Source organism: Geminocystis sp. NIES-3708, assembly GCF_001548095.1.
GTDB lineage: Bacteria > Cyanobacteriota > Cyanobacteriia > Cyanobacteriales > Cyanobacteriaceae > Geminocystis.
Genome location: NZ_AP014815.1, coordinates 3,314,982 through 3,339,439, shown reverse-complemented (window position 1 = coordinate 3,339,439; position 24,458 = coordinate 3,314,982). Strand labels below are relative to the sequence as shown.

At 34.0% G+C, this 24,458-nt stretch carries 18 protein-coding genes; 7 read left to right on the top strand and 11 right to left on the bottom strand.

Going from position 1 to position 24,458, the window contains the following annotated elements; translation table 11 throughout:
* Positions 1–177: 177 nt before the first annotated feature.
* Together trpB and GM3708_RS14710 are read right to left on the bottom strand one after the other, a co-directional pair.
* Positions 178–1,422: a tryptophan synthase subunit beta gene (gene trpB / locus GM3708_RS14715; RefSeq protein ID WP_066349509.1), complete on the bottom strand. Its 1,245-nt coding sequence runs from the start codon at positions 1,420–1,422 to the stop codon at positions 178–180.
* Positions 1,423–1,583: 161 nt separating this feature from the next.
* Positions 1,584–3,056, bottom strand: a complete 1,473-nt coding sequence (locus tag GM3708_RS14710) for a catalase (RefSeq protein ID WP_066348526.1) — start codon at positions 3,054–3,056, stop codon at positions 1,584–1,586.
* Between the two features lie 306 nt (positions 3,057–3,362).
* Here GM3708_RS14710 and GM3708_RS14705 point away from each other — a divergent pair, with 306 nt between their 5' ends.
* Positions 3,363–3,782 (top strand): gamma-glutamylcyclotransferase, encoded by a 420-nt coding sequence (locus GM3708_RS14705; RefSeq protein ID WP_066348525.1) that lies wholly within the window; start codon positions 3,363–3,365, stop codon positions 3,780–3,782.
* Between the two features lie 20 nt (positions 3,783–3,802).
* Here the strand turns inward: GM3708_RS14705 and GM3708_RS14700 are convergent, their stop codons facing one another.
* Positions 3,803–4,516, bottom strand: a complete 714-nt coding sequence (locus tag GM3708_RS14700; protein ID WP_066348524.1) for a M15 family metallopeptidase — start codon at positions 4,514–4,516, stop codon at positions 3,803–3,805.
* Between the two features lie 111 nt (positions 4,517–4,627).
* Here GM3708_RS14700 and GM3708_RS14695 point away from each other — a divergent pair, with 111 nt between their 5' ends.
* Positions 4,628–6,073, top strand: coding sequence for a glycosyltransferase family 2 protein (locus GM3708_RS14695; RefSeq protein ID WP_066348522.1), 1,446 nt, complete (start codon positions 4,628–4,630; stop codon positions 6,071–6,073).
* 181 nt (positions 6,074–6,254) lie between these two features.
* On the opposite strand, the gene GM3708_RS14690 is transcribed toward GM3708_RS14695, so the two are convergent.
* From GM3708_RS14690 to GM3708_RS14680, 3 genes are all read right to left on the bottom strand, one after another.
* On the bottom strand, positions 6,255–6,551 hold the full coding sequence (locus tag GM3708_RS14690; protein WP_066348520.1) for a DUF2499 domain-containing protein: 297 nt from the start codon (positions 6,549–6,551) through the stop codon (positions 6,255–6,257).
* A gap of 47 nt (positions 6,552–6,598) precedes the next feature.
* Positions 6,599–7,786, bottom strand: a complete 1,188-nt coding sequence (locus GM3708_RS14685; protein ID WP_066348518.1) for a homocysteine biosynthesis protein — start codon at positions 7,784–7,786, stop codon at positions 6,599–6,601.
* A 171-nt stretch (positions 7,787–7,957) separates the two neighbouring features.
* Positions 7,958–8,812 (bottom strand): glycosyltransferase family 2 protein, encoded by an 855-nt coding sequence (locus GM3708_RS14680; protein WP_066348515.1) that lies wholly within the window; start codon positions 8,810–8,812, stop codon positions 7,958–7,960.
* Positions 8,813–9,192: 380 nt separating this feature from the next.
* On the opposite strand from GM3708_RS14680, the gene GM3708_RS14675 reads away from it, so the two are divergent.
* The 4 genes from GM3708_RS14675 to GM3708_RS14660 all read left to right on the top strand — a co-directional run bounded on the left by GM3708_RS14675 (position 9,193) and on the right by GM3708_RS14660 (position 16,417).
* Positions 9,193–10,194, top strand: coding sequence for an ArsJ-associated glyceraldehyde-3-phosphate dehydrogenase (locus GM3708_RS14675; protein ID WP_197671669.1), 1,002 nt, complete (start codon positions 9,193–9,195; stop codon positions 10,192–10,194).
* Positions 10,195–10,326: 132 nt separating this feature from the next.
* Positions 10,327–11,559, top strand: coding sequence for an organoarsenical effux MFS transporter ArsJ (arsJ, locus tag GM3708_RS14670; protein WP_066348511.1), 1,233 nt, complete (start codon positions 10,327–10,329; stop codon positions 11,557–11,559).
* Positions 11,560–11,596: 37 nt separating this feature from the next.
* The gene (locus tag GM3708_RS14665; protein ID WP_066348508.1) at positions 11,597–15,022 is read left to right on the top strand and encodes a CHAT domain-containing protein; all 3,426 of its coding nucleotides are present in this window, start codon (positions 11,597–11,599) and stop codon (positions 15,020–15,022) included.
* Positions 15,023–15,106: 84 nt separating this feature from the next.
* Entirely contained in the window at positions 15,107–16,417 is a 1,311-nt protein-coding gene (locus GM3708_RS14660; protein WP_066348505.1) for a flavohemoglobin expression-modulating QEGLA motif protein, read from the top strand.
* Here the strand turns inward: GM3708_RS14660 and GM3708_RS14655 are convergent.
* Both GM3708_RS14655 and GM3708_RS14650 read right to left on the bottom strand, forming a co-directional pair.
* Positions 16,400–17,071: a hypothetical protein gene (locus GM3708_RS14655; RefSeq protein WP_066348502.1), complete on the bottom strand. Its 672-nt coding sequence runs from the start codon at positions 17,069–17,071 to the stop codon at positions 16,400–16,402. The genes GM3708_RS14660 and GM3708_RS14655 overlap by 18 nt on opposite strands.
* 402 nt (positions 17,072–17,473) lie before the next feature.
* Positions 17,474–18,724, bottom strand: coding sequence for a hypothetical protein (locus GM3708_RS14650; protein ID WP_066348499.1), 1,251 nt, complete (start codon positions 18,722–18,724; stop codon positions 17,474–17,476).
* A gap of 135 nt (positions 18,725–18,859) precedes the next feature.
* Between GM3708_RS14650 and GM3708_RS14645 the strand changes: the two genes are divergently transcribed.
* The gene (locus GM3708_RS14645) at positions 18,860–19,372 is read left to right on the top strand and encodes a hypothetical protein (protein WP_066348494.1); all 513 of its coding nucleotides are present in this window, start codon (positions 18,860–18,862) and stop codon (positions 19,370–19,372) included.
* Positions 19,373–19,429: 57 nt separating this feature from the next.
* On the opposite strand, the gene GM3708_RS14640 is transcribed toward GM3708_RS14645, so the two are convergent.
* The 3 genes from GM3708_RS14640 to GM3708_RS14630 all read right to left on the bottom strand — a co-directional run bounded on the left by GM3708_RS14640 (position 19,430) and on the right by GM3708_RS14630 (position 24,432).
* Positions 19,430–22,060 (bottom strand): cation-translocating P-type ATPase, encoded by a 2,631-nt coding sequence (locus GM3708_RS14640; RefSeq protein WP_066348491.1) that lies wholly within the window; start codon positions 22,058–22,060, stop codon positions 19,430–19,432.
* 74 nt (positions 22,061–22,134) lie between these two features.
* Entirely contained in the window at positions 22,135–23,538 is a 1,404-nt protein-coding gene (locus GM3708_RS14635) for a YdiU family protein (RefSeq protein ID WP_082714147.1), read from the bottom strand.
* A 75-nt stretch (positions 23,539–23,613) separates the two neighbouring features.
* Entirely contained in the window at positions 23,614–24,432 is an 819-nt protein-coding gene (locus GM3708_RS14630) for a hypothetical protein (protein ID WP_066348488.1), read from the bottom strand.
* Positions 24,433–24,458 lie beyond the last annotated feature (26 nt).

Here is a 24,458-nt window from a genome sequence, read left to right as displayed (position 1 = left end):
TCAAAACTTTGAAAAATAAAGGTTTAAGACTGATGATATACTGACAAGAATTAAATTTAATAAATAATGTTTAAGTCAATTCTCTTAATCTTCCAGTCTCCCAGTCTCATCTTCGCTAATAAATTTATATCGAACTCGGGTAGAAATAGGGGAATTTTTGACTTTTCCCCCTATCAATTACAAATCAATACCGTCAATATGTTTAGCTACGGTTTGCACATCTTTGTCACCACGCCCTGAACAATTGATAACAATATAAGGACTACCTTCAATATTGAGGCAAAGTTTCTCTAAATAAGCAAAAGCATGGGCAGTTTCTAAGGCAGGAATAATACCTTCTAGTTTGCACACTAACTGAAAAGCCGTTAAAGCCTCTGCATCGGTAATGCTATAGTATTCTGCTCTATGTTCATCTTTTAGGTAACTATGTTCTGGTCCAACTCCGGGATAATCTAACCCTGCACTGATAGAATGGGCTTCAATTACTTGTCCTTCTGTATCTTGAAGTAAATAACTCATTGCACCATGTAAAACACCCGGTTTACCTTGAGTTAAAGTAGCAGCGTGTTTTCCTGACGCAATACCACTTCCTTCGGCTTCCACCCCAATTAAACGTACAGAAGCATCGCCGACAAATTCATAGAATAAGCCCATGGCATTTGAGCCACCACCCACACAAGCGAGTAAAATATCTGGTAAACCGCCCCATTTTTCTAAACATTGGCTACGAGTTTCTTTACCGATAACCCCATGAAAATCCCTTACCATCATCGGATAAGGATGAGGACCAGCAACAGAACCTAAGATATAATGAGTACTTTCAACATTAGTAACCCAATCTCGGATTGCTTCAGAAGTAGCATCTTTGAGTGTTCCAGTTCCAGCCGATACGGGTTGGACTTTTGCCCCTAATAGACGCATCCTAAAAACGTTTAACTTTTGGCGTTCCATATCTTCTACGCCCATATATATTACACAATCTAAACCAAAACGAGCACATACAGTAGCCGTTGCTACTCCATGTTGTCCTGCACCTGTTTCAGCGATAATTCTTTTTTTACCCATGCGCACGGCTAATAAAACTTGCCCTAATGCGTTATTAATTTTATGAGCCCCTGTGTGATTTAAGTCTTCTCTTTTGAGGTAAATTTTAGCACCTTTGCCATCTGGTTTAGCGTAATGTTGGGTTAGTCTTTCTGCAAAATAAAGGGGATTTGGTCTTCCAACATAATCTTTAAGTAATAAATTTAATTCTTGTTGAAAATCAGGATCGTTTTTATACTTATTGTAAGCAGTTTCTAGTTCGCTTAAGGCGGGCATTAAAGTCTCAGGGACATATTTCCCGCCATATTTGCCAAAACGACCGAAATTGTCAGGTACTTGAGTAAAATTAGATTTAGTTTTAATAGGTGTAACAGTCACAAGTTTTAAGATTTTATTTATGGATTTTTCTGTTTCTATTTTAGTCAAGTTTGAGTCAAGAATTAATCTTTTAAGCTCAAACCCATTTAACTTGCATGTTTTTCTATTAATAAAAAATTTTTAAAACTATTGCCTATTACCTGACTTGTGCAGGGAGTCTATTACTTATCGGAAAGAAATTTTGTGGCATCGATAGTAATACCTAAAGCCGTTGCAACTTTTTGTCCATATTCCATATCAGCACGGAAAAAATGACATAATTGGCGCATTTTAATTTCTTCTGTTACCCCAGTCATTGCTGATGCGATCGCCTTTGCTGTCCGTTCTTTTTCACCGTCAGAGAAGATACGCCACAAGTTTCCCGCTTGAGAATAGTCATCGTTACCCTCACGAGAATCATAACGATCAACCGCTACATTACCTAAATTTAAAGGAGGTTCAGCATATTCAGGAGCTTCTTTAGGAGCATTCTCATCACTATTAGGATAATAATTAGGACTACTGCCACCATGACCATTAGACATTGCACCGTCTCTCTGATAGTGCATTACAGGGCATTGAGGTTTATTTACGGGTAATTGATGATAGTTTGTGCCGATGCGATACCTTTGGGCATCAGGATAAGACATTAGTCTTGCTTGTAAAACTTTATCAGGACTAGGACCAATACCCGGAACAAAAACTGACGGGCTAAAAGCGGATTGTTCTACTTCAGCAAAGTAATTTTCAGGATTACGATTAAGTTCTAAAACACCAATTTCTAACAGGGGATAATCTTGATGAGGCCATACTTTTGTTAAATCGAAAGGATTATGTGGAAAAGTTTGAGCCTGTGTTTCGATCATAATCTGAATTTTGACTGTCCAACTAGGATATTCTCCTCTGTCAATGGCATAAAAAAGATCTCTTTGATGGGATTCTCGATCAACTCCAATTAAATTAGCCGATTCTTCGGAAGTCATGGATTTGTTACCTTGACGAGTTTTGAAATGGAATTTACACCACACTCGTTGATTATCCTGATTGATAAAAGAATAAGTATGACTACCATAACCATTCATGTGTCGGTAACTAGCAGGTAAACCCCGATCACTGAATACAATCGTAACCTGATGTAAAGATTCAGGATTTAATGACCAAAAATCCCATTGAGAATTATTATTTCGTAGATTAGTTTGGGGGTGACGCTTTTGGGTGTGAATAAAGTTAGCAAATTTATAGGGATCACGAATAAAAAACACGGGAGTATTATTTCCAACTAAGTCCCAGTTACCCTCTTCGGTATAAAATTTAACAGCAAAACCCCGAACGTCTCTTTCCGCATCTGCTGCTCCTTTTTCCCCTGCGACGGTGGAAAATCGAGCAAATACATCGGTTTTTTTACCTTCTTCTATCAAAAATTTAGCTTTAGTATATTCAGGTATAGGGCGAGTTAAAGTAAAAGTACCATAAGCCCCCGAACCTTTAGCATGAACAACTCTTTCTGGTATTCTTTCTCGATTAAAACTTTGCATCTCTTCCAATAACTGAAAATCTTGCATTAGCAAAGGGCCACGTTCTCCAGCCGTTAAAGAGTTTTGAATATCCGCAATCGGACATCCTGATTTTGAAGTTATTTTTTTAGAATCCGTCATAAATGAAACTTTCTCCTAATACATAATATTTACTGATCAAAATTAGCACTGATAAAATTGATGAGATCTTTAAAATATCAGCTATTTCTCAAACTAATTAGTACAATTAAACAAAAATATTAACCCTAGTTTTGACACTTTTAAATATAACATGAAAAATATGAAAATTTAGGTAAAATAACTACTTATATAGATAATATTAAATATAAATTTTTGTGAAGAAAAAAGCAATTTATCTGTTTTATAAAATACTTAAAGTTTAGTTTAGTTTAAGGTTTTATTAAGTTTGAAAAATTAAACACCAATATGTTAAAAATCTTTGTTTATGGCACATTAAAACCTAAAGGCAAATATTATCAAATTTATTGTGAGGGAAAAACTCTTCAAGAAGTTAAATGTTGGACAAAAGGACGATTATTTGATTTACCGTTAGGTTATCCTGCTATGATTAAAGGAAATGATCAAGTTTTCGGCTATTTACTTTCTTTTGCTTCTTTTCAAGACTTAGAAAAATTAGATGAATTAGAAGGTTATTCAGGAGAACCAAATTCACCTTCAAATGAATACTATCGAGAAAAAATTATGGTCTATAATGACGTTAATTATCCCTTCGATGAGGCTTGGACATATTTTATGACACAAGAAAAGGTTAAGGCTTTAAATGGCGTTTTTTTGTCCTCTGGATGGTGGAATACTCAAACCGAAACGCATTCAGATTGTAAATGAGACTGGGAGACGGGGATTGATTAATTGTCAATTACTCTACCATATTTAGCGATCTCATTTAGGTTAGGAGTATCAAGATTTTGTAACCATGCCCACATTTGATCACCATAAGAAAAATGCCACCACTCCCCCAAATGACGGCGAAAACCTCCATAGCTCATAATCTCTAGTAATATTTGCCTGTTTTGGTGACACAATTTTCCTTCGGGATTAGTTTTATTTTTGTAATAATTAGGATTGGAACGCTCAGAAAGTTCATCAATTTCGCCTCCCATATCAACATCAAAGCCATTTTCATCCACCAAAGTTAAATCGATCGCCGATCCTGTACTATGAGGAGGAGGAGTTAAAGGATTGTCACTAGGAATAGCCCAAATTTTGTAAACCTCATCATAAATAGATGCTTTTTCCCATGGTGTTAGTAAATTAGGTTCAAGTTGGCAATCGCTACAGATGGAATTAAAAGTATAATCTACCATAAACTGTTGTACGTTTACTGGACGATAAGCATCAAAAATTTTAATCTGCCAATGGGGTTTAATTGCTGTTAATTTATCTTTTGACTTCATTAATCTTTTTAAGACTTCTTCCCTTAAAAAATAAGGGGATTTACCTTCATAATTGGCTCCTAGTTTGACATAAGCTGAAGGATTTTCTAAGATAAATTCACCATCGGGAATTGCGACTAAAGGTTCTTGAGAGTCTATTATAGGTATTATTTGATATGGTTTCATAAAATAAGAAAGCTGTGAACAATTAACAATGAACAATTAATAATGTATCGTAGGGATTAATGGTATTAACCTAAACCATTGGTAAATTTTATTGAAAATCAAAAATTAATGATGCCTGATAAAGATAAATTTAATAATTCAGAAATTAACACGGAATTAGATCCTATTACCTCATTAATAGCAGAATTTTCTGATCCTGAAATAGAAGAGGAAGAATTCAGAAATGATTTTTTTCAAGGTTTATCGGGAAGAAGGAAAAAAGCTGCTTTTACTCTTAGTATCATTTGGCTAGTAACTATTTCTCTGCATTTAATTTCTTGGAGTTTTTGGGTTGTCTTAGGATTAGGCATTTTTGTTACCATACAAGCTTTAAGATTAATGTTTGCTTCTCCTTCTCTTAACAAAGATATTTCCTTTGAGCAAAATGAGCTTAATTTACCCAAAATTTCCCTGATGGTTTCTGCAAAAAATGAAGAGGCAGTAGTTAGAAAATTAGTACAAATGTTGTTAAGTTTTGATTATCCTCAAAATTTATATGAGTTTTGGGTAATTAATGATAATAGTAGCGACAACACAGGTATAATTTTAGACGAATTAGCTCAAAAACATTGCCAATTAAAAGTTTTACACCGAGATAATACTGCTAAAGGGGGAAAATCTGGGGCATTAAATCAAGCCTTTGCTTTAACAACAGGAGATATTGTAGGAGTTTTTGATGCTGATGCGATTGCTTCACCTTCTCTATTAAAAAAAATAGTACCGTTATTTAATAATCAAAAAATTGGTGCTATTCAAGTAAGAAAATCGATTTCTAATGCTAATGAAAATTTTTGGACTCAAGGGCAATCTTCCGAAATGGCTTTAGATAGCTATTTTCAGCAACAAAGAATTGCTTGTGGTGGCATGGGAGAATTAAGAGGAAATGGTCAATTTGTGCGTCGTCTTGCTTTAGACAGTTGTGGGGGTTGGAATGAAGAAACCATAACTGATGATCTTGATTTAACTATTCGTTTACACTTAGATAATTGGGATATTGATATTTTAGAACATCCTTCCGTAGAAGAAGAAGGAGTAAAAAAAGCGATCGCATTATGGCATCAAAGAAGTCGTTGGGCTGAAGGTGGCTATCAACGTTATTTTGATTATTGGCGTTTTATTCTCAGTAATCGTTTAAATTGGCGCAAAAAATTTGATTTACTTTACTTCTTTTTAGTACAGTATATATTCCCCACCGCCGCCATACCTGATTTAGTCATGGTAATCACTCGCCATCATATTCCCTTAATTGCCCCTTTAACTAGCCTTACTGTAGTATTGGGATTTTGGGGAATGTTTACCGGCTTAAAAAGAACAAAAATGACTGGGAAGCAGAGTCTTATTGAGAACGTAAAAATAACAATACAAAGTGTATTGGGAATGATTTATCTGACCCATTGGTTTTTAGTTATGCCCGTAACTACAGCTAGAATATCTATTCGTGAAAAACAGCTAAAATGGGTGAAAACAGTTCATGAGGGCTCGTCAGATAACTTGGAGTTAGGCTTAACTAAACCCTAATTAACATAGTGTTTCAGAAAAAAATGATAAAGACAAGACAGGTGGACAAGTAGAAAGATTCCCAATACTCCGATGCATTTTTGAGAGAATTTTATTCATTTATAAAAAATATAATCTTCCTCTCTGCCTGTCTTCCAAGTCAGTCATTACCTATTCTTATATCGAACTCAGGTAACTCAGGTTAACTTTGAGTGGTTTGCCAAATTTTCCATGCACCAAAACACAGAGTAATATTACCTATAACAGTAGTTAAAGCCTGAATTGTCACCAACCATTCCCATGATTCGGCGTTATCAAATAAATGCCACGTACAAGCACACATCGCACTAATTAATGCGGGTAACATTCCATAAGCTAACCAATACCAGCTACTATCTCCTGTTAATTCTCCATAACGCCAAATAAACCAAATTGCCGCTATCCATTCTATGACACTGGAAACATGAACAATCCATGTGGGAATTGATAAAGTGTGCATTTATAAACATCCTAACTATTTCTTAGTAAATTACCGCTAATTATCCATTAAATTAATCCATCTTGAGAGATAAACGAACTATCACTTCGTAATGGTGCTACAGGTTCAGATAAAGTAAAATTACCTTCTAAAATCCATTTTTTTAAAGTTTCTGCCACTTGTCTTCCTAAATACATACTTGCTACTGATGCGACTCTTACAGTTTGCCCTTCAATTTTGATTTTACCATGTTTTAACTGAGCATAATTTACTAAGCCAAAACTAGGACGCACTCGACGAGGAATAGAAAAATCAACCACAGGGGCAACTATATCTTCGTCTTCTACCGCACAATGTTCGATAACTTTTTCGCTTAATACGGGAAAAGGTATTCCTACCCCTAACATTAACGATGAACCATAATTCTTAAAATAACAACCTCTAACCCATTCTCGACTCATTTTTTTTGCGTCACCTACTAAAGCCAAAGTAGAAGCGGGACCAATGGGAGTATCATTAGGTAATCTTTTCTGTAAAGGAAAATGCTGTGTTCCTTCCCATACAATCATACCTTGGGCACCTCCTAAAAATATTTTTGTGCCAATTCCTACTACTTCTAAATTGGGATCGTTTAACAATGGTGACATAGCTCCAATACTTGAATACACTGCATTACCTAAACGGGGTAATAGTGGACCCAAATAAGTATACAATGTGCGATCGCCTCCATTGACTCCGACGATGAAATTTTGATACAAATTACGAGGATTATATAAGTAAAACTGATTTATTGTTGTCGCCGTAATGCTAGATTCAAAAGAAGCACGAGGATAACAATCTGTAACTTGCCCAATCGCTTTTATACTTACAGATTTACCAGCAATTAAATTTTCAATAACGTGAGAACCGCCTTTTTCAGGAGTATGGGAAGGGAAATTTTCGCCATTATCATTAACTGAACTATAGTCACTTAAGGCTGTCGCTCCTAAATATAGATCTACTGCCCCAAAACCAGCATAAGCTGGAACACCATCAAGCCAACATTTACGAATTTTCATGGGAGGATCAGTATGACCAAGGTTCAAAATTGCTCCCGATGACTCCATCGGTTCAAAAGTACCTGTACAAATTACGTCCACTTTTTCATAAGTTTTCTTTATGCCTAGTTTTTTCACTTTTGATTTTAATTCCTCAATCGTCCAAACTGTGGCTTTACCACTGAGGATTTTTTCGTTAATTTCGGCGATCGTGCGCATGATAATAATTAATAATGGCGTTATGGCATGACATAGATCAATATTAACGATATTTTAAACATAAGCATAGTCTAACGATTATAATTTTCTATGATTAGCAATCTCCAATCATCTACAAAATTAAAGCTTTAACCCTTACTAAGAGCAGATAAAAAATCTTTTTTGAAAGATCTATTGTGTTAATCGAGATTGATGTTTTAACTCATAAATTTTAGCATCTACTAAAAAACGATACCAAAACCCTTGTAAAAAATGAAACATCATACCTTCGATGCCGTCTAAAAATCCTAAACCAACAGTATAACGTAATAGCCAATAAATAAATACTCTAAAAAATAGAGGTGATTTTACATATAAATTCTTTTTAACCCATCTTCGTTGAGATGCTTGAGAAGTTTGACTATTGTCTAAAATATTTTGTTGATTTTCTTCGGCTTTTTCCATGGCTAACATATCTTTTACTTCCCTATCAGCATAACTATTATGCTTATTTACCCAAAAACTTAAACCTTTTTGATTTTCGTCAATAATATCGTTTTGTAAATCTATAATTTTCCCTTCTGAGAGAATAATATGTTCATCCATCCATCTTTGTTCGCAAATACCAATACCATTACGCCAAATTCTAAGTAACCAAGTGGGATAATATCCACCGTGACGAATCCAACGCCCCATAAAAAATACTCTCCTTTTCATCTGATAACCGCCAACATTTTTCGGGGTTAAGGGTAATTTTTCTTTTATTTCTGCTACTAATTCTGGGGTTAATCGCTCATCGGCATCTAATCTCATAATCCAAGGGGTTGTAATTGGTAAATTTTTTAAACCCCAATTTAGTTGTTGTGCATAATTTTCCCACGGATGATTAAATACTTGACAATTATATTCTTTTGCTATTTCAACAGTGCGATCGCTACTACCTGAATCAATAATAAATATTTCTGCTTCTAACTTTTTTAAACTCGATAAAGAAGTGGGTAAATTAGCTTCTTCGTTATGGGTAAGGATAATTACTGATAATTCCATGATCAAAATTACGAAATATTGGTTAAAAATAAGATTCTTTTTATTCTCCACTATATAGCTTTTGCTTTGATAATTTTTTCTACAGTAAATTACCTTTTATGTTTCTCAACAATATATAACAATCATGGTTAATAATATTTTATTGTTCTTAAGCTAATTGGTGATTAGTGATTTTAATTTCTCTTAACCATTCCTTAAACCAAGTTTTATTGATTTGACGATAAAATAATAGTGTTGAAAATAATTGAACTCAAAATAGTTAAAACTATAATTTCAGATATTTAGAGACTTTTTTAAAAGATAGAAAATATTATTTAGATTAGCTCAGTATTTTACTCAACAACTTTTATTGTTATATTTACAGTTAAAAAATTATTTATATGCGTATTGGTATTAACGGTTTTGGAAGAATCGGCAGGTTAGCATTTCGAGCAGGTTGGGATAATCCTGAGATAGAATTTGTACATATCAACGAGATTAAAGGTGGTGTAGCTACTGCTGCTCATTTATTAGAGTTTGATTCTGTGCATGGGCGTTGGCATAAAGAATTTATTGTTGAAAAAGATAAATTTATTCTCGATGGAAAAACCGTCACATTTAGCGAATATGCGACACCGCAGGAAGTGCCTTGGGCAGATTTGGGAGTCGATTTAGTTATCGAATCGTCGGGTAAATTCCGCACTCCTGACACTTTAAATCCTTATTTTGAGCATGGTGTAAAAAAAGTTGTGGTTGCCGCACCAGTTAAGGAAGAAGCCCTTAATATTGTAGTAGGTGTGAATGATCATCTTTATAATCCCGAAAAATATCATCTATTAACTGCCGCTTCTTGTACTACAAACTGTTTAGCACCTGTGGTTAAAGTTATTCACGGCACATTAGGCATCAAACACGGTGTTATCACTACCATTCATGATGTCACAAATACCCAAATTGTTGTCGATGCACCTCATAAAGACTTACGCAGAGCGAGATCTTGTATCCAGTCTTTAATTCCCACAACTACAGGTTCGGCAACGGCGATCGCCATGATTTACCCAGAGTTACAAGGAAAATTAAACGGCATAGCGGTAAGAGTGCCGATGTTAAACGCTTCTTTAACAGATTGTGTTTTTGAAGTTAACCGCAAAACCAGTGTTGAAGAAGTAAATAAATTACTGAAAGAAGCCTCTGAAGAGGAATTAAAAGGTATTTTAGGCTATGAAGAACGTCCTTTGGTTTCGATTGATTACAAAGACGATGCAAGATCTTCTATTATCGATGCGCTTTCAACCATGGTAATAGACGAAACCCAAGTAAAAATTCTGGCATGGTATGACAACGAATGGGGTTATTCTAATCGCCTCGTGGAGTTAGTCGCCAAAATTAGTCGCTTAGGTTAGTTAAAAACTATAGCAGATGGAATATTTTATCTCGTAAAGACGCAAAGGCACAAAAGTAAAACAATATTGCCTAAATGTCGTTTAAGCAAGGAAAAATATCTGTAATTAATTCCTCATTCTTCATCATTTTTTATGGATAAAAATTTACGTAATTATGCTTTAGTAACCTCTGCTTATTGGGGTTATACTATTACCGATGGTGCATTAAGAATGCTTGTTTTATTGCACTTTAATAAGCTCGGTTTTACGCCCATTGAAATTGCTTTTCTGTTTTTATTTTACGAAATTTTTGGGATAATTACTAATTTTTTAGGGGGTTGGATTGGATCTCAATTTGGCTTAAGATTAACTCTTTATGGCGGTATCGCTTTACAAATTTTTGCTCTTGTTATGTTAGGAGTAATTAACTTTGAATGGGCAACATGGTTTCAAGTTTTATATGTTATGATTTCCCAAGCATTTTCGGGTGTTGCTAAAGATTTAACGAAGATGAGTTCTAAAAGTGCTGTGCGTTTAGTTGTACCAAAAGAGCAAGAATCAAAACTGTTTAAATGGGTTGCTATCCTTACAGGATCAAAAAATGCGTTAAAAGGTTTAGGCTTTTTTGTTGGTGCAGCTTTATTAGAATTATTCGGTTTTAAAAATGCTTTATTTATTCAAGCCTCATTTTTATTTATTATATTTTTAAGTGGTCGATTTTTACCGAAAAATTTGGGCAAAATTAAAGCGAAAATTAAATTTAAACAGTTATTTTCTAAGAGTAAAGCCATTAATATTTTATCTTTAGCTCGATTTTTTTTATTCGGTGCAAGGGATATTTGGTTTGTGGTTGCTTTACCCGTATTTTTACGCACAAATTTAGGTTGGAGTTTTATTCAAGTCGGCACTTATATGGCTTGTTGGGTTATCGGTTACGGTTTAATTCAATCTTTTTCTCCCACAATTTTAAGACAAAGTCAAGCAGGAAAAGCACCTCAGGCACGTACGATTCAAATTTGGACTTCTATTTTAACTATTGTACCTGTTGCCATTGCCATGGCATTTATAGCGGGATTAAATCCCCAAATCGTGATTACAGGAGGCTTAATTATCTTTGGTATTGTATTTGCTTTTAACTCCGCCGTACATTCTTATTTAGTGTTAGCCTACACCGAAGATAATGATGTTGCTTTAAATGTAGGTTTTTATTATATGGCAAATTCTGGAGGTAGATTACTCGGCACAATTACATCAGGAATTGTTTTTCAAATAGGAGGCATTGAAGCCTGTTTATGGATTTCGAGCTTTTTTGTGTTGATTGCGGCGTTAGTGTCTTTTAAATTACCGCCTATTAATATCAGCCAAAAACCAGAAGCAGTTACATAATAGATAATAGATAAACTAATTCTATTTCTTTTTTGCCATGACTCAACATTCTTCAAAATCAATAATCTTGGCGATAATTTTAAGTATAGTTTCGATGATTAATTTCCCTCTCAAAACTATTGCTCAAAATGAAAATCATATCAGACAAAATGTCCTCGCTCAAATAAATTCTGATGATGGAACAAAAGTTGCAGAGGTAGAAAAATTAAGTGCACAAATGGAAGAATTGTTGAAACAAGGAAATTATCGAGAAGCTATTTCTTTCATGGAAAAAATATTAGCTATCATTAAAGGAGAATTAGGGGAAAATAACACTTATACGGCAATTTTATATAATAATTTAGGAGAATTATATTTTTCTGTAGGAGATTATCAAAAAGCACAATCTCTCTATCAACAAGGATTAACAATTATAAAAATAGTTTCTCAGGAAGATACTTTGAATACTGCTATTTTTACTAATAATTTAGGAAAAGTACAGCATATATTAGGAAATTATCCAGAAGCAGAATCCCTTTATCAACAAGCCTTAACCATTACTAAAAAATTATCAGGAGAAAAAAATTTAACCGTTGCAACTTTATTAAATAATTTAGGAGATTTACAGCGTTTACAAGGAAATTATCCCCCCGCAGAATCTTTTTATTTACAAGCATTAAGTATCGCTAAAGAAGTTTCAGGAGAAAATAATCCTGATAGTGCTATATTTCTCAATAATTTAGGTCTATTATATTATCTTCAAGGTGATAATGAAAAAGCCGAACCTTTTTACCTAGAAGCATTAAAAATCAAAAAAGCAATTTTTGGCGAAAATCATCCTGATGTTGCTATTTTACTCAACAATTTAGCTGAATTATACCGTTCTCAAGGGCAGTACGAAAAAGCAAAATCTTTTTATCAAGAATCACTAACTCTTAGTAAGAAAATATTAGGGGAAAAACATCCCAATATTGCTCAAACTCTAAATAATTTCGGTTTATTATTATACTCTCTTGGTGATTATCAAGAGGCAGAATCCCTTTATCAACAAGCCTTAACTATCCGAAAAGAAGCATTAGGAGAAAATCATCCTGACACCGCTCAATCTTTCAATAATTTGGCTTTAATGTATAATACCCAAGGAAATTATCAAGAAGCAGAATCTTATTATCTTCAAGCCTTAAATATTTATAAAAAAGCATTGGGGGAAAATCATCCCGATACTTTAACTACACTGAATAACTTAGCTGAATTATACCGTTCCCAAGGAAATTATCAAGAAGCAGAGCCTATTTATTTGCAAGTCTTAACCGCTAGAAGAAAAGTATTAGGTGATAATCATAGCGATACTGGACAATCTTTAAATAATCTAGCCTTAATGTATCATGAACAGGGAAATCTTCAAAAAGCAGAACCCCTTTATCTTGAATCTTTAGCTATTTATCAAAAAAACTTCGGTGAAAATAATCCTGATACGGCGACTTCTTTGAATAATTTAGCAGAATTATATCGCATACAAAAAAGATACAAAGAAGCAGAACCTCTTTATCTCCAATCTTTAGCTATCCGAAAAAAATTATTAGGGGAAAAACATTCGGATATTGCCCAATCTCTCAATAATTTAGCTTTATTTTATAATTTTCAATCAGAATATGACAAAGCTGAACCTCTTTTTCAACAAAGTTTAACCATTTATCAAGAATCATTAGGGAAAAAACACCCCAATATTGCCACTTTGCTCAATAATTTGGGAGGATTATACTGGGATAAAAATAATATTCCCCTCGCACTTGATTACTTAACTCAAGGCACGAATCTTGAGGAAGATAGACTTAATGAATTTTTGAATACTATCGGTAATGAATCTCGTAAACAGGCATATATTAATACTCTTTCCATTTCCACTAATTTTGTAATTAGCTTACATCTTAAATCAGTATCGAATAATCCTCAAGCGGCACGTCTGGCTTTAACGACAATACTTCGTCGGAAGGGAAGAGTTTTAGATGCTTTAAGTAATATTATTGCTACTTTGCGATCACAAAATAGTCCTCAGATTCAAACCCTTTTTGATAATCTGGCAGAAAAAAGAAGTCAATTAGCCTCTCTTTCTTTTGAAGGTGTCGGCAAACTTAATCCCTCGGCTTATCAAGAATTAATTAGAAATCTTGAGGAGGAAATTCGTCAATTAGAAACAAATTTATCTTCCAAAAGTAATGAATTTCGTACTATTAATCAACCAATTACCTTAGAAAATATCCAAAAAGCTATTCCCAAAAATACGGCTTTAATTGAGTATCTGGTTTATAATCCCTTTAATCCGAAAACGAAAGAAATAGGAAAGCCTCATTATGTTGCTTATGTATTGCATTCCGAAGGTGAACCTCAAGGGGTTGATTTAGGAGAAACAGAAACTATTGATAAACTGGTTAAAGAATTACGAATAGATTTAGCCGACATTGGTAAACCAGAAGATTTAGCTAATAATAGTCAAAAACTTCATCAATTAATATTTAAACCATTATTACCTCTTCTTAAGGATAAAAAAACTCTTTTGATTTCTCCTGATAGTCAACTAAATCTGATTCCTTTTGTGGCATTACAAGATGAGCAAGGTAAATATTTAGCAGAAAGTTATTCTATCAGCTATCTTACCAGTGGTAGAGATTTATTAAGATTACAAACGAAGTTTCAACCACAATCAGATGCGGTTATCGTTGCTAATCCTACTTATAACTTAGATACAGACAAAATTTTAATAGCTAGTGCCAGTCGAGGAAAAAATATTAAGCGTTCAGGGGATTTAGATCAATTAGCATGGTGTTGTGGTGCTTTAGAAGGTACAAAAGGAGAAGCTAACGCAATTATTCCCTTACTATCTCATCCTCAAGTTTTCACAGAAAATCAAGCCTTGGCACAAAATATTATTAAAGTAAAAGCACCTCAAATTCTTCATATTGCTACTCATGGTTTCTTTTTACCCAATGTCGAAAAAGAAGAAAACATGACAACATTTAATAATATGGATTCTCAAAGTCAGCTTACCATAATTAAAAGTGAAAATCCTTTATTAAGATCGGGTTTAGCTTTTGCTGGATTTAATCCTGCTGACAATAAAATGGATGGTGCATTAACTGCTTTAGATGCTTCTAGTTTATATTTATGGGGAACAAAATTAGTAGTTTTATCCGCTTGTCAAACGGGCATTGGCGATGTTAGAAATGGAGAAGGAGTATATGGCTTAAGACGAGCATTTGTACTAGCTGGAGCGGAAAGTCAACTCATGAGTTTATGGGATGTATTTGATCTTACTACTCAAGAATTGATGACAAGTTATTATAAGCGATTAATGAAAGGTGAAGGTAGATCAGAAGCATTACGTCAAGTACAATTAGAGATGTTAAACAGCGACAAATTTAAACATCCTGTGCATTGGGCGGCTTTTATTCCTCTGGGTGACTGGCGTAATCTTGATGGTAAATAAAATAAAATGAATCTGAGAATATCTTGCTATATTTATTTTCAGAAGGAGAATTTCTAATTTTTATTCCTTTAATTATTAATCTTCATGAGTGATTTACATACTGAAAAAGAAAAAGTCAGAATTTGTTCTGTAGCTAGTTTATTACAACAAGCTAATAAGCAGATTCGTATTCTCAAAACCATTAGCTGGAATCCTCAAGTAAAAGAAGATTTTTTCGCTCATCAATGCCAAAAATTGCCTGATGTTAACTATATTCCTTTCAATCCTGCTCCTGTTATTGATATTCTTAGGGAAGCTCGAAAAAATATTTTTCCTCAAAGTTCAAAAGTTGACTTTTGGCTAGAACGTCAGGGAGATGCCATTGAAAAAGCGGCTAGAATGTTGGCTAATGTAGGTAAATCTGATTTTTTTTCCTTCAGTCGTCTAGCTTATGGTGAACCCACTGCTCCTTTACGTTATGATGATAAAACCCTCTTACAATTGGCTCAAAGTATTAGAGATAATGTTGATCGCTTAAATGAACTTCAATTTAAAATTCATTCTCCAACAATCTATTCTGCGGAAGAAATAGCCTTAAAAATCGACTTAGCCCTCAAACCTCACTTTGGAGAAGATGCCCCTGAAATTGTCATTTTAGATAACCTATCAGCTAATGCTTTAGCTACTTCTAAACAAATTCGTCTTCGTCGAGATGCTAAATTTACTGATAGAGATTGTATTCAATTAATTAATCATGAGGGTTTTATCCATGTTTTAACTTCCATTAACGGTAAAAAACAAGATAAATTACCCATTTTAGGGGAAGGACATATTGGCACAACTTGTACTCAAGAAGGATTGGCTGTCTTTGCTGAAGTTATTAGCGGTAGTATGGAATTAAATCGGTTTCAAAGATTAGCAGATCGAGTTTTTGCCATTCAGATGGCTATTGATGGTGCGGATTTTATTGATGTCTATAAATATTTTTTCGATCGCACGGAGGGGAAAAAAGATCAATCCTTTGAAAGTGCTAGAAGGGTTTTTCGTGGAGGAGTTATCACAGGAAGTACACCTTTTACTAAAGATGTGGTTTATTTATTCGGCTTATTAATGGTTAGTAGTGCCATCAATGCCATGTTTTCAGCGGGGAGAGCCGATTGTTTAAGATTAATGTTTTGCGGTAAATTAGACATAATGGATTTACCTGCATTAGCAGAATTAACTGATTTAGGATTGTGTAAGTTACCTAAATATCTCCCCCCTTGGATTATTGATCCCCGTTCTTTGTTAGCATTATTAACCTATTCTACTTTTATGCGCAAAATTGATTTAGACACTTCCACGAAAGTAGCCAGTCGTTTATTAGGGGATACACCCATTATTAATTGTCCTTTAAATTTAGAAGCTCCCACTTAAACAATGCCAATGGTGAGCGAATAAATCAGGTTTATGAACATTGATAGAGGCAATGGCAGAAGAAGCAGGAAAAGGCCACAGGCGATCGAAAATGATATTATCATCTAACATCCGAAATTGTAAAAGATAAACAGAGGGTATTGCTTGAATTGAATTAAGTAACTCTTTTGCCAATGTTTGCAAATCAGTATAAATTTCTGAAGGTAAATTTTGGGGTTGTTGATAATCATTTGGCAAAATTCCTTCCCCAATAATATCACTATAAATCAATTTTTCAGGGGTAAAAATTATAGGTAACCATAAATCTCCGAGCCATAAATTATCTTTACTTGTTTTATGATTGAAATGTTGTTGTACCCATTTTCTTCTTTTTTCTACATCCCGACAAGCATAGTAAATGTGTTGGGCGGGAAAATGAAACCAGTCTGGCAATTTAATCGTTAAAGGACAATAAATGGTATCTTCATCTGAATCTGATATTGGTAATGATTTTGACCACAAATCTGCACCACTAACGATTTCTATTTTATGACAAGAATTTGATTCTGTAATACTTTTACTCAACGCTAGAGCCATTTTTTGTGCAACTGGTGCATTAGCACTAATTTTACCTTTATTTACTTGTGCGTTAACAATAATAATAACTTTTGACATTCTTTGAAGGATGAAGTTCTGAATTCTATTATCTCAGTTTAAGCAATTTATTTATCAAAAATTTTGAGTATAAAATTTTTGAATTAGGGGTTGACAAAGTTTGTCGGTGACGGGGAGTAAGCACTCTTGCAATAGTTTTATTCTTTGAAACATTAATGTGTATTCTTTAAAAAATAGTATTATGGAAACTTTATTTTTGCACATTTTTTTATTAATGCACTATCTTCGATTATTTTAGTATTTAAAAATAACACTTATAAATAAAAATGTCAATTTTAGGATTAAGAATGTTTACATAAGTATCTCGTTTAAGGAAATGTATTCTAATTATTTTTTATAATAATCATGAGTCATTTATGGTAGAGACATTAAGGGCAACGTCTCTCCATGAAATTTTATTTTTTATGTTGGTGTATTTTGATTATTCTCTTTGTTGAAAGATTCAATAGGTGAAAGATTTTCTTGATTGTTATCTATATTTAATTCTGGTTGAATTTCAATTTTTTTTGTTTCAATATTAAGATTTTCTTCCTTTACAACTTCAGATTCTTCTTCAAGTAGAGGTTGATTTTTATCGGTATTTAAAACTGGTAAAGATTCTATATTTTCTTTTTCTTCTTCTTTAATAACTTCTTTTTCTTCAAGATTTACAGTCGGTGAAGATTCCTCAATATTTTCTTCTATATTTTCTTCTTCAGTAACTTCTTCTTGAATTATAGTTTGTTCTTCTGCACTTTCATAGTTACGAATAGTTATAGCCTGAGCTTTATTTAAACTAATTTTACCTGTAACTAATTTTGCTAAAGTATCTTTAGTTTTAGGGTCATATTCGATGGCTCTTACAGTACTATTAAAAGCATTCTTAATCACATCACCATTCTCATCAATAAATTCTAATTTAACCCAATTTTGTCCTTTATTAAAACCAGTTAAATAAATCGGTTGCCATGTATCTAATAAAAAAGATTCCCCATTAATCGTAACCCGAATACGCCAATCAGCAATATCATCATCAGGATTTTCTTTCGCTACCACATGAAGAGGTGCGTTAGTTAAATAAAAATCTAACATAATTGGTTGTGCACCATAAACTCCTTGAGGGCGACTATAGGTAAGTAAAGGTAGAGTATCAGAAGGGTGATTATCTTCTGTGGGGGTAAAAACATGAAAAGTAGTTTGAGCGTAAGCACCTTCGTTTTTAAAACTTTCATGCCAAGGACGAGAAGCAAAAACTCTGATAGTATGAGTACCGGGGGTTAAATCTGATAATATAATTGGCTTTTCTATGCTATAAATAGCTTGATAGGGTTTATTATCAACGAAAAAATGTAAATGAGAACCCATTTGTAATTCTTCATCTTTAAAAATATCTAATCCCTTTACATCGAAAGTTACCGACACATCTTTGGTGTTTAAGACTTCATTGTTATTAGGAGTAAGAATTTTAACTTGTGGTTGAGATGTAGTAAAATTTTGATTCAGTTGTTGAATTAACGCAGGGGGTGCAACTTCGGCGATATTTTTAACGTTAGGAATAGGTGGTTTAGAGTCACTATTAAAGGCTTGTACGCTATCGATGGTATCATTATTACAAGCAATTAAAGTACAGCTAAAAATAATTATAGTTAGCCAAGAGAATATTTTTTTTAACATAAGACTTTTTATTGGTAACGAATTTTACTGATTTAATGATAACGATAGTAGCTGATCAATGGAGTAACCTTTGAAGAATCTAATTATTACTATTAAGATCAGATATTATAGGAGCGTTATCACCCGATAATAATTATGCGTTTTCAAACTTTTGTTCTTTTAATCATCAGTTTACTCTTTCTCACTAGCTGTGACGGTAGTATTCAAAAAGCAGCGGATACAGCCCAATCCACTGTCGATAAAGCCAAAATAGCCACTGAAAAAGCGACTCAATCTGCTCAAACTAAAATAAATAATTCTAAAACTGCTGTAGAAAAGGCTACTGAGTCAGCCAAAAGTGCAGTTAATGATGTCATTGTAATCAAAGATGGTCTGCAAGGTATGTCTGTTGCTGTTTCCAATACCTTATCCTCTGTTCAATCTGGCGATATGGTTACGGCACAACAGGAATTTATAAAAATTCAAGAAAACTGGGCAAGTTTGGAAGGCACGGTTAAAAACACATCGGCAGTAACCTGTGAAGAAATTAATCGGCACATGACTACCCTTAACACTTTGTTTGAGGCGAATAAACCTGATGGAGCTAAATTGACGACAGAACTACAAGCATTAGGAAAATCTTTAATTAGTGCCGAAAAACAGAAATAATTGCGATTTTTCCCCCAAATTTTGCTAAGTGTCCATTTGTGGGTTGTTGATTTTAATTTATTTGGTTTGACGGCGATTCCAAATTTTTAGTCCTTCAAACCAGAAAATACTAACAATTCCAGAAAAAAGGCTCACTAACAAATCATCAGTATGTAGAAAGGAAAAGCTAAATAAATGTCGTAACAGAGGAATATAAAGCACTAATCCTAGAAAAACAATACCGCCGCCGAATACCCACCATAAGGCTAAATTAGGGGTTTTTAGGGTTTCAAGAATAGTACGCGACCAAGAGCGATTAGTTAAGATCATCGCTAGATTGGAGATAATCAGCGTAGTAAAAGCAAGAGCACGGGCATCAAATTCCCCATTGCCATTGTAATAAGCGATCGCAAATACCGTTACCAATACCGCTAAAACACTCATTCCTTGAAACAAAGCTAAACGTAAAATTCGATTACTGAATAAAGGTTCTTTCGGGTTGCGAGGTGGACGTTGCATAATATTATTTTCAGCAGGCTCAGCTTCAAAGACAATAGTACAAGCTGGATCAATAATTAGATGCAGAAAGGCAATATGAATGGGTAGTAATACTAAGGGCCAACCAAAGATAACAGGAATTAAAGACATACCTGCAATGGGAACATGAACAGCGAGAGTATAAGCCATTCCTTTTTTTAGGTTGTCAAAGATGCGTCGCCCCAATTTAACAGATTGGACAATAGAAGAAAAATCATCTTCGAGTAATACTAAATCTGCCGATTCCCGTGCAACATCAGTACCTCTTTCTCCCATAGCAATACCAACATGAGCAGACTTTAGAGCAGGAGCATCATTCACACCATCCCCTGTCATGGCAACGATTTCCCCCGACTTTTTGAGGGCATTAACAATCAGTAATTTTTGTTCAGGGACAACACGAGCAAAGATATTGACTGTCTGAATGCGATCCCGCAATTCGGCATACCCCATTTTTTCTAGTTCTTTACCCGTAATTACTTTATCTGTGGGAGTGAGTCCAATCTGACGGGCAATATTTTGGGCGGTAACAGGATAATCTCCCGTAATCATTACTATCCGAATCCCTGCACTGTAACATTCAGCGATCGCAGGAGCAACGGTGGGACGTACGGGATCTTCTAATCCCACTAAACCTACAAATTCAAATTCAAAATCATGTTGTTGTGGAGGTAGTCGTTTATCCATTTCCAACGGTAACGGGGCAGAAATTTCTGTATGGGTTTTGGGCAAATTCCCCTTATGACTTCCTTTGGCTACACCTAAAACTCGCAAACCTTTTTTAGCCATTTCTTGAATATATTGTGCTAATTCTTCTTGTTGGATTGCGGTGAAATGACAAAGATCGGCAATCGCTTCTGGTGCACCTTTTGCTGCAACATTTAATTCTCCTGTTGGCGATTCCCAAACACAGGACATAGCTAGTAATTGTGCAGAAAGAGGATATTCATATAATAGTTTCCAGTCATAGTGCAGGTGTTCAGTTTTTTCCAGATAATGCCGCCCAATCTTTTGCAATGCCTTTTCCATGGGATCAAAAGGATCTTTGCGACTTGCTAAAATGCCAAATTCAATCAACGGATGAACTTCCTCTGGCAAGGATTTGCCCTCGTGCAATGTAAGATCGTAGGGATAGGGATGATTATCTTTATACACAAATAACTGTTTAACCGCCATTTGATTTAAGGTTAAAGTTCCCGTTTTGTCCACACACAGAACTGTTACCGAACCGAGAGTTTCCACCACCGGCACTCGACGAGTGAGGACTTTCTGCTGGGAAAATCGCCACGCTCCTAAAGCTAGAAAAATGGCTAATACCACGGGAATTTCGTTAGGTAAAATAGCCATTGCTAGAGCTATTCCTGCCAAAAATCCATTCAACCAATCACCACGAGTTAACCCATAAATGACCACAACGACAACGCAAATGGCGATCGCTATAATGGTTAATTTACCAACAACACTGCGAGTTTCTTTTTGCAATACTGTATCTTCTTGCTCAACGGTTTGTAATGCTTTACCGATCTTTCCCATTTCGGTATGAATGCCTGTGGCTTGAACCTCAGCAATACCTTGACCTTGTACGGCTAAAGTTCCCGAATAAATAGAGGGTAAATCATCTCCACCTGGTCGTAAAGTTACGGCAAGTTCTTCTGGCTTTTCTGGCGGTTGAATTGATCGTTTTCTGACAGGAACAGATTCTCCCGTTAACAGTGATTCATCTACTGTCAAATGTGTTGACCACAACAAAATTGCATCAGCTGGAACACGATCTCCTTCCGATAAAACCACCAAATCGCCTTTGGCAACTTCTCGTCCTGGAATTCGTTGACGTTCTCCATCTCGAATAACCAAGGCACGGGGGCTGGATAAATCCCGTAGGGCTTCTAATGATCTCTCAGTTTTGTCTTCCTGATAAAGTTCGAGTCCAATGATAAAAAACACAAATCCTAATAAAATTAGAGCTTCTTGGGCATCACCTAAAAATAAGTAAATCACACCACAGGCAATTAACAATAAAAAAATTGGTTCTCGGATGATATCCCAAGCGATCACCAAAAAATTGCGATTTTTATTAGACGGCAGTTCATTGTAACCATATCGTTTTAGGAGATCAGCCGCTTCTCGTCCTGACAAACCCTTAAACTGTTTATCTTCAATGTTTGAGACCATATTTAGAACTCAGAACCAAAATTTTCCCTCCATTTTATCTTCTCAATCTTAAATTCTGAAAGATGCCTTAAGATTTAACTTCTAATTTTTGCTAATAAATCATGAAAAGGTTGCCAATTATCATCAGTGGTTATAGGTTGCCAAATTTCTTCGATAATATTTCTAATAGGCACAATTTGAGGATTATACTGGTTAAGAGTATTTTTTATATTATCTAATTCTTCCCTGACACAATTTTCCAAGGCTTGATGATAAAGTTTTTTCCATGTATCAAAGTTAGAAGAATTAATGTCACTATTTTCTAAAATTAAACTATCATTTTCATGCCAACCATAGTTAAATTGAGAGGTTAAATCAGCAAAAAATTGACTATAACTAACTTGACTTTCTTTTAATAAATTAACGGTTTCTGTTACTAACTTTTTGGTTAAATTATCAGGTAAGTTATTAAACCCCAGTTTTTTCACCATTAAACCTTGGTAGAATTCTTCATAATATTGATTATAATTAGTTAATACTTCTTGTAAATCTTGATGAGGAATTACTAAAGAGAGAGGTTTTTGTAATAATTCCAAATTCCATTGACAAATTAACGGTTGATTACCATAACTATATCTACCTCCGTAGTCGAAGTAAGCCGCCGTAAAAAAAAGATCATAAGTATTAATAAAAGCGTAGGGGCCATAATCGAAACTTTCCCCCGTAATAGACATATTATCAGTATTCAAAACCCCATGACAAAAACCTGCTGCCATCCATTGCGCCGCCAATAAGGCAACTCTTTCCACTAATTCACTATAAAATTCAATGTAGGGATTCTCTGAAGTAGTTAAATGAGGATAATAATAATAGATTACATGATCTAATAAATTTTTGATTAAATCAGGACGTTGTAAATAGTGTAACCTTTCAAAAGTGCCGAAACGAATATGAGATTGACTAAAACGAACCATTACAGAACTACGTGTAGGTGACGGCTCATCTCCTCGCCATAAAGATTCCCCTGTTTCAATTAAGGAAAAACAACGAGAAGTATTAACTCCTTGTCTATGTAATGCTTCACCAGCGATAACTTCTCTAATTCCGCCTTTGAGGGTGAGTCTCCCGTCGGCTGTACGAGAATAAGGTGTTCTTCCTGATCCTTTTGTGCCAAAATCGTATAATATGCCATTATTACCTCTTATTTGTCCATATAAAAAGCCCCTACCATCACCTAATTGGGGATTATATGCACCAAATTGATAACCATGATATTTTAAAGCTAAAAATGGGCGTATTCCTTGAAATTTGCCAAAGGCTTCTATCCAATCATTTTCCTTGACGGCGTTTTTATCTAAGCCGATGACGGGTAATAAATCATCGTTGGCAAATCTTAGTATATGTTGGGAAAATTCAGCAGGAGAAACTTCTTCATAATAACTATCTCCTAAATTTTCCATGGCAGTTTCATATTCAAGATTTAAAAAAGGATTTGTCATAATCATTAGAAATAAAGAATTAGGAGTTAATTATATATTTTTTTGATATTTTTAATTTTAAAATTATTTTATGTGTTAAATTTGTGTTGGTAAATTTTCTTTAAATTCTTGATAAAAAAGATTTTGATAATAGTGTAAGCCAATAGCAATTAATCCTAATCGACTTTGAGATATTCCTAAGTTTTTATGTAAAATTTCTCCCCAAATCTGACAATGACATTCCATATCTAAAATGGCTTGACTTAATTTATTTAATGAATTTTGATAATTGAGTTTATTGTTGACTATTTTCTCTGTTATGATAACTAATTCTTTAATCAATTTTTGCTCATAACTTCCTGATAAATTTATAATTTTATAGTTAATCTTAACTGGATTTTCTATTTTCCATTGATTCAGTATAAAGTCCATACTATTGAGACTTATTATATTTTGTTCATGAGCAGATTTTAAAATTGAGCAACAACGAGAATGAGTATAATAATGATTAAAATTTATTTGACTTTTATCTATTTTTATGCCATCTCTATTTAACTCTAGAAAATGGATTTTATTAACCTTATTTAGCCAGTGATTAATAAACTCATCGCTAATGATAAATTCTAACCAACCATTACCAGAAATTTGGATGAAAATATCTAGTTTATTATTACTTTGATTATAGATGTCAACTAAAATTTTTGCTAAAAATACAGCAGACTGTTGGTTGATTTTAGATAACTGTAAACATACAGAACTTTTATAAGTAATTTGACTTTCATTTTTACTTAATTCTATAGAAAAATTAATTCTTGATAAATCATTAAAATATTTTAATTCTTTTTTTTCCTTTTTTATTAAATCTGTTAGTTTATTTTTAATAATAGTAACCAAAGAAAAATTATTAATGAGCATTTATTACAGAATTCAGTTTACAATTT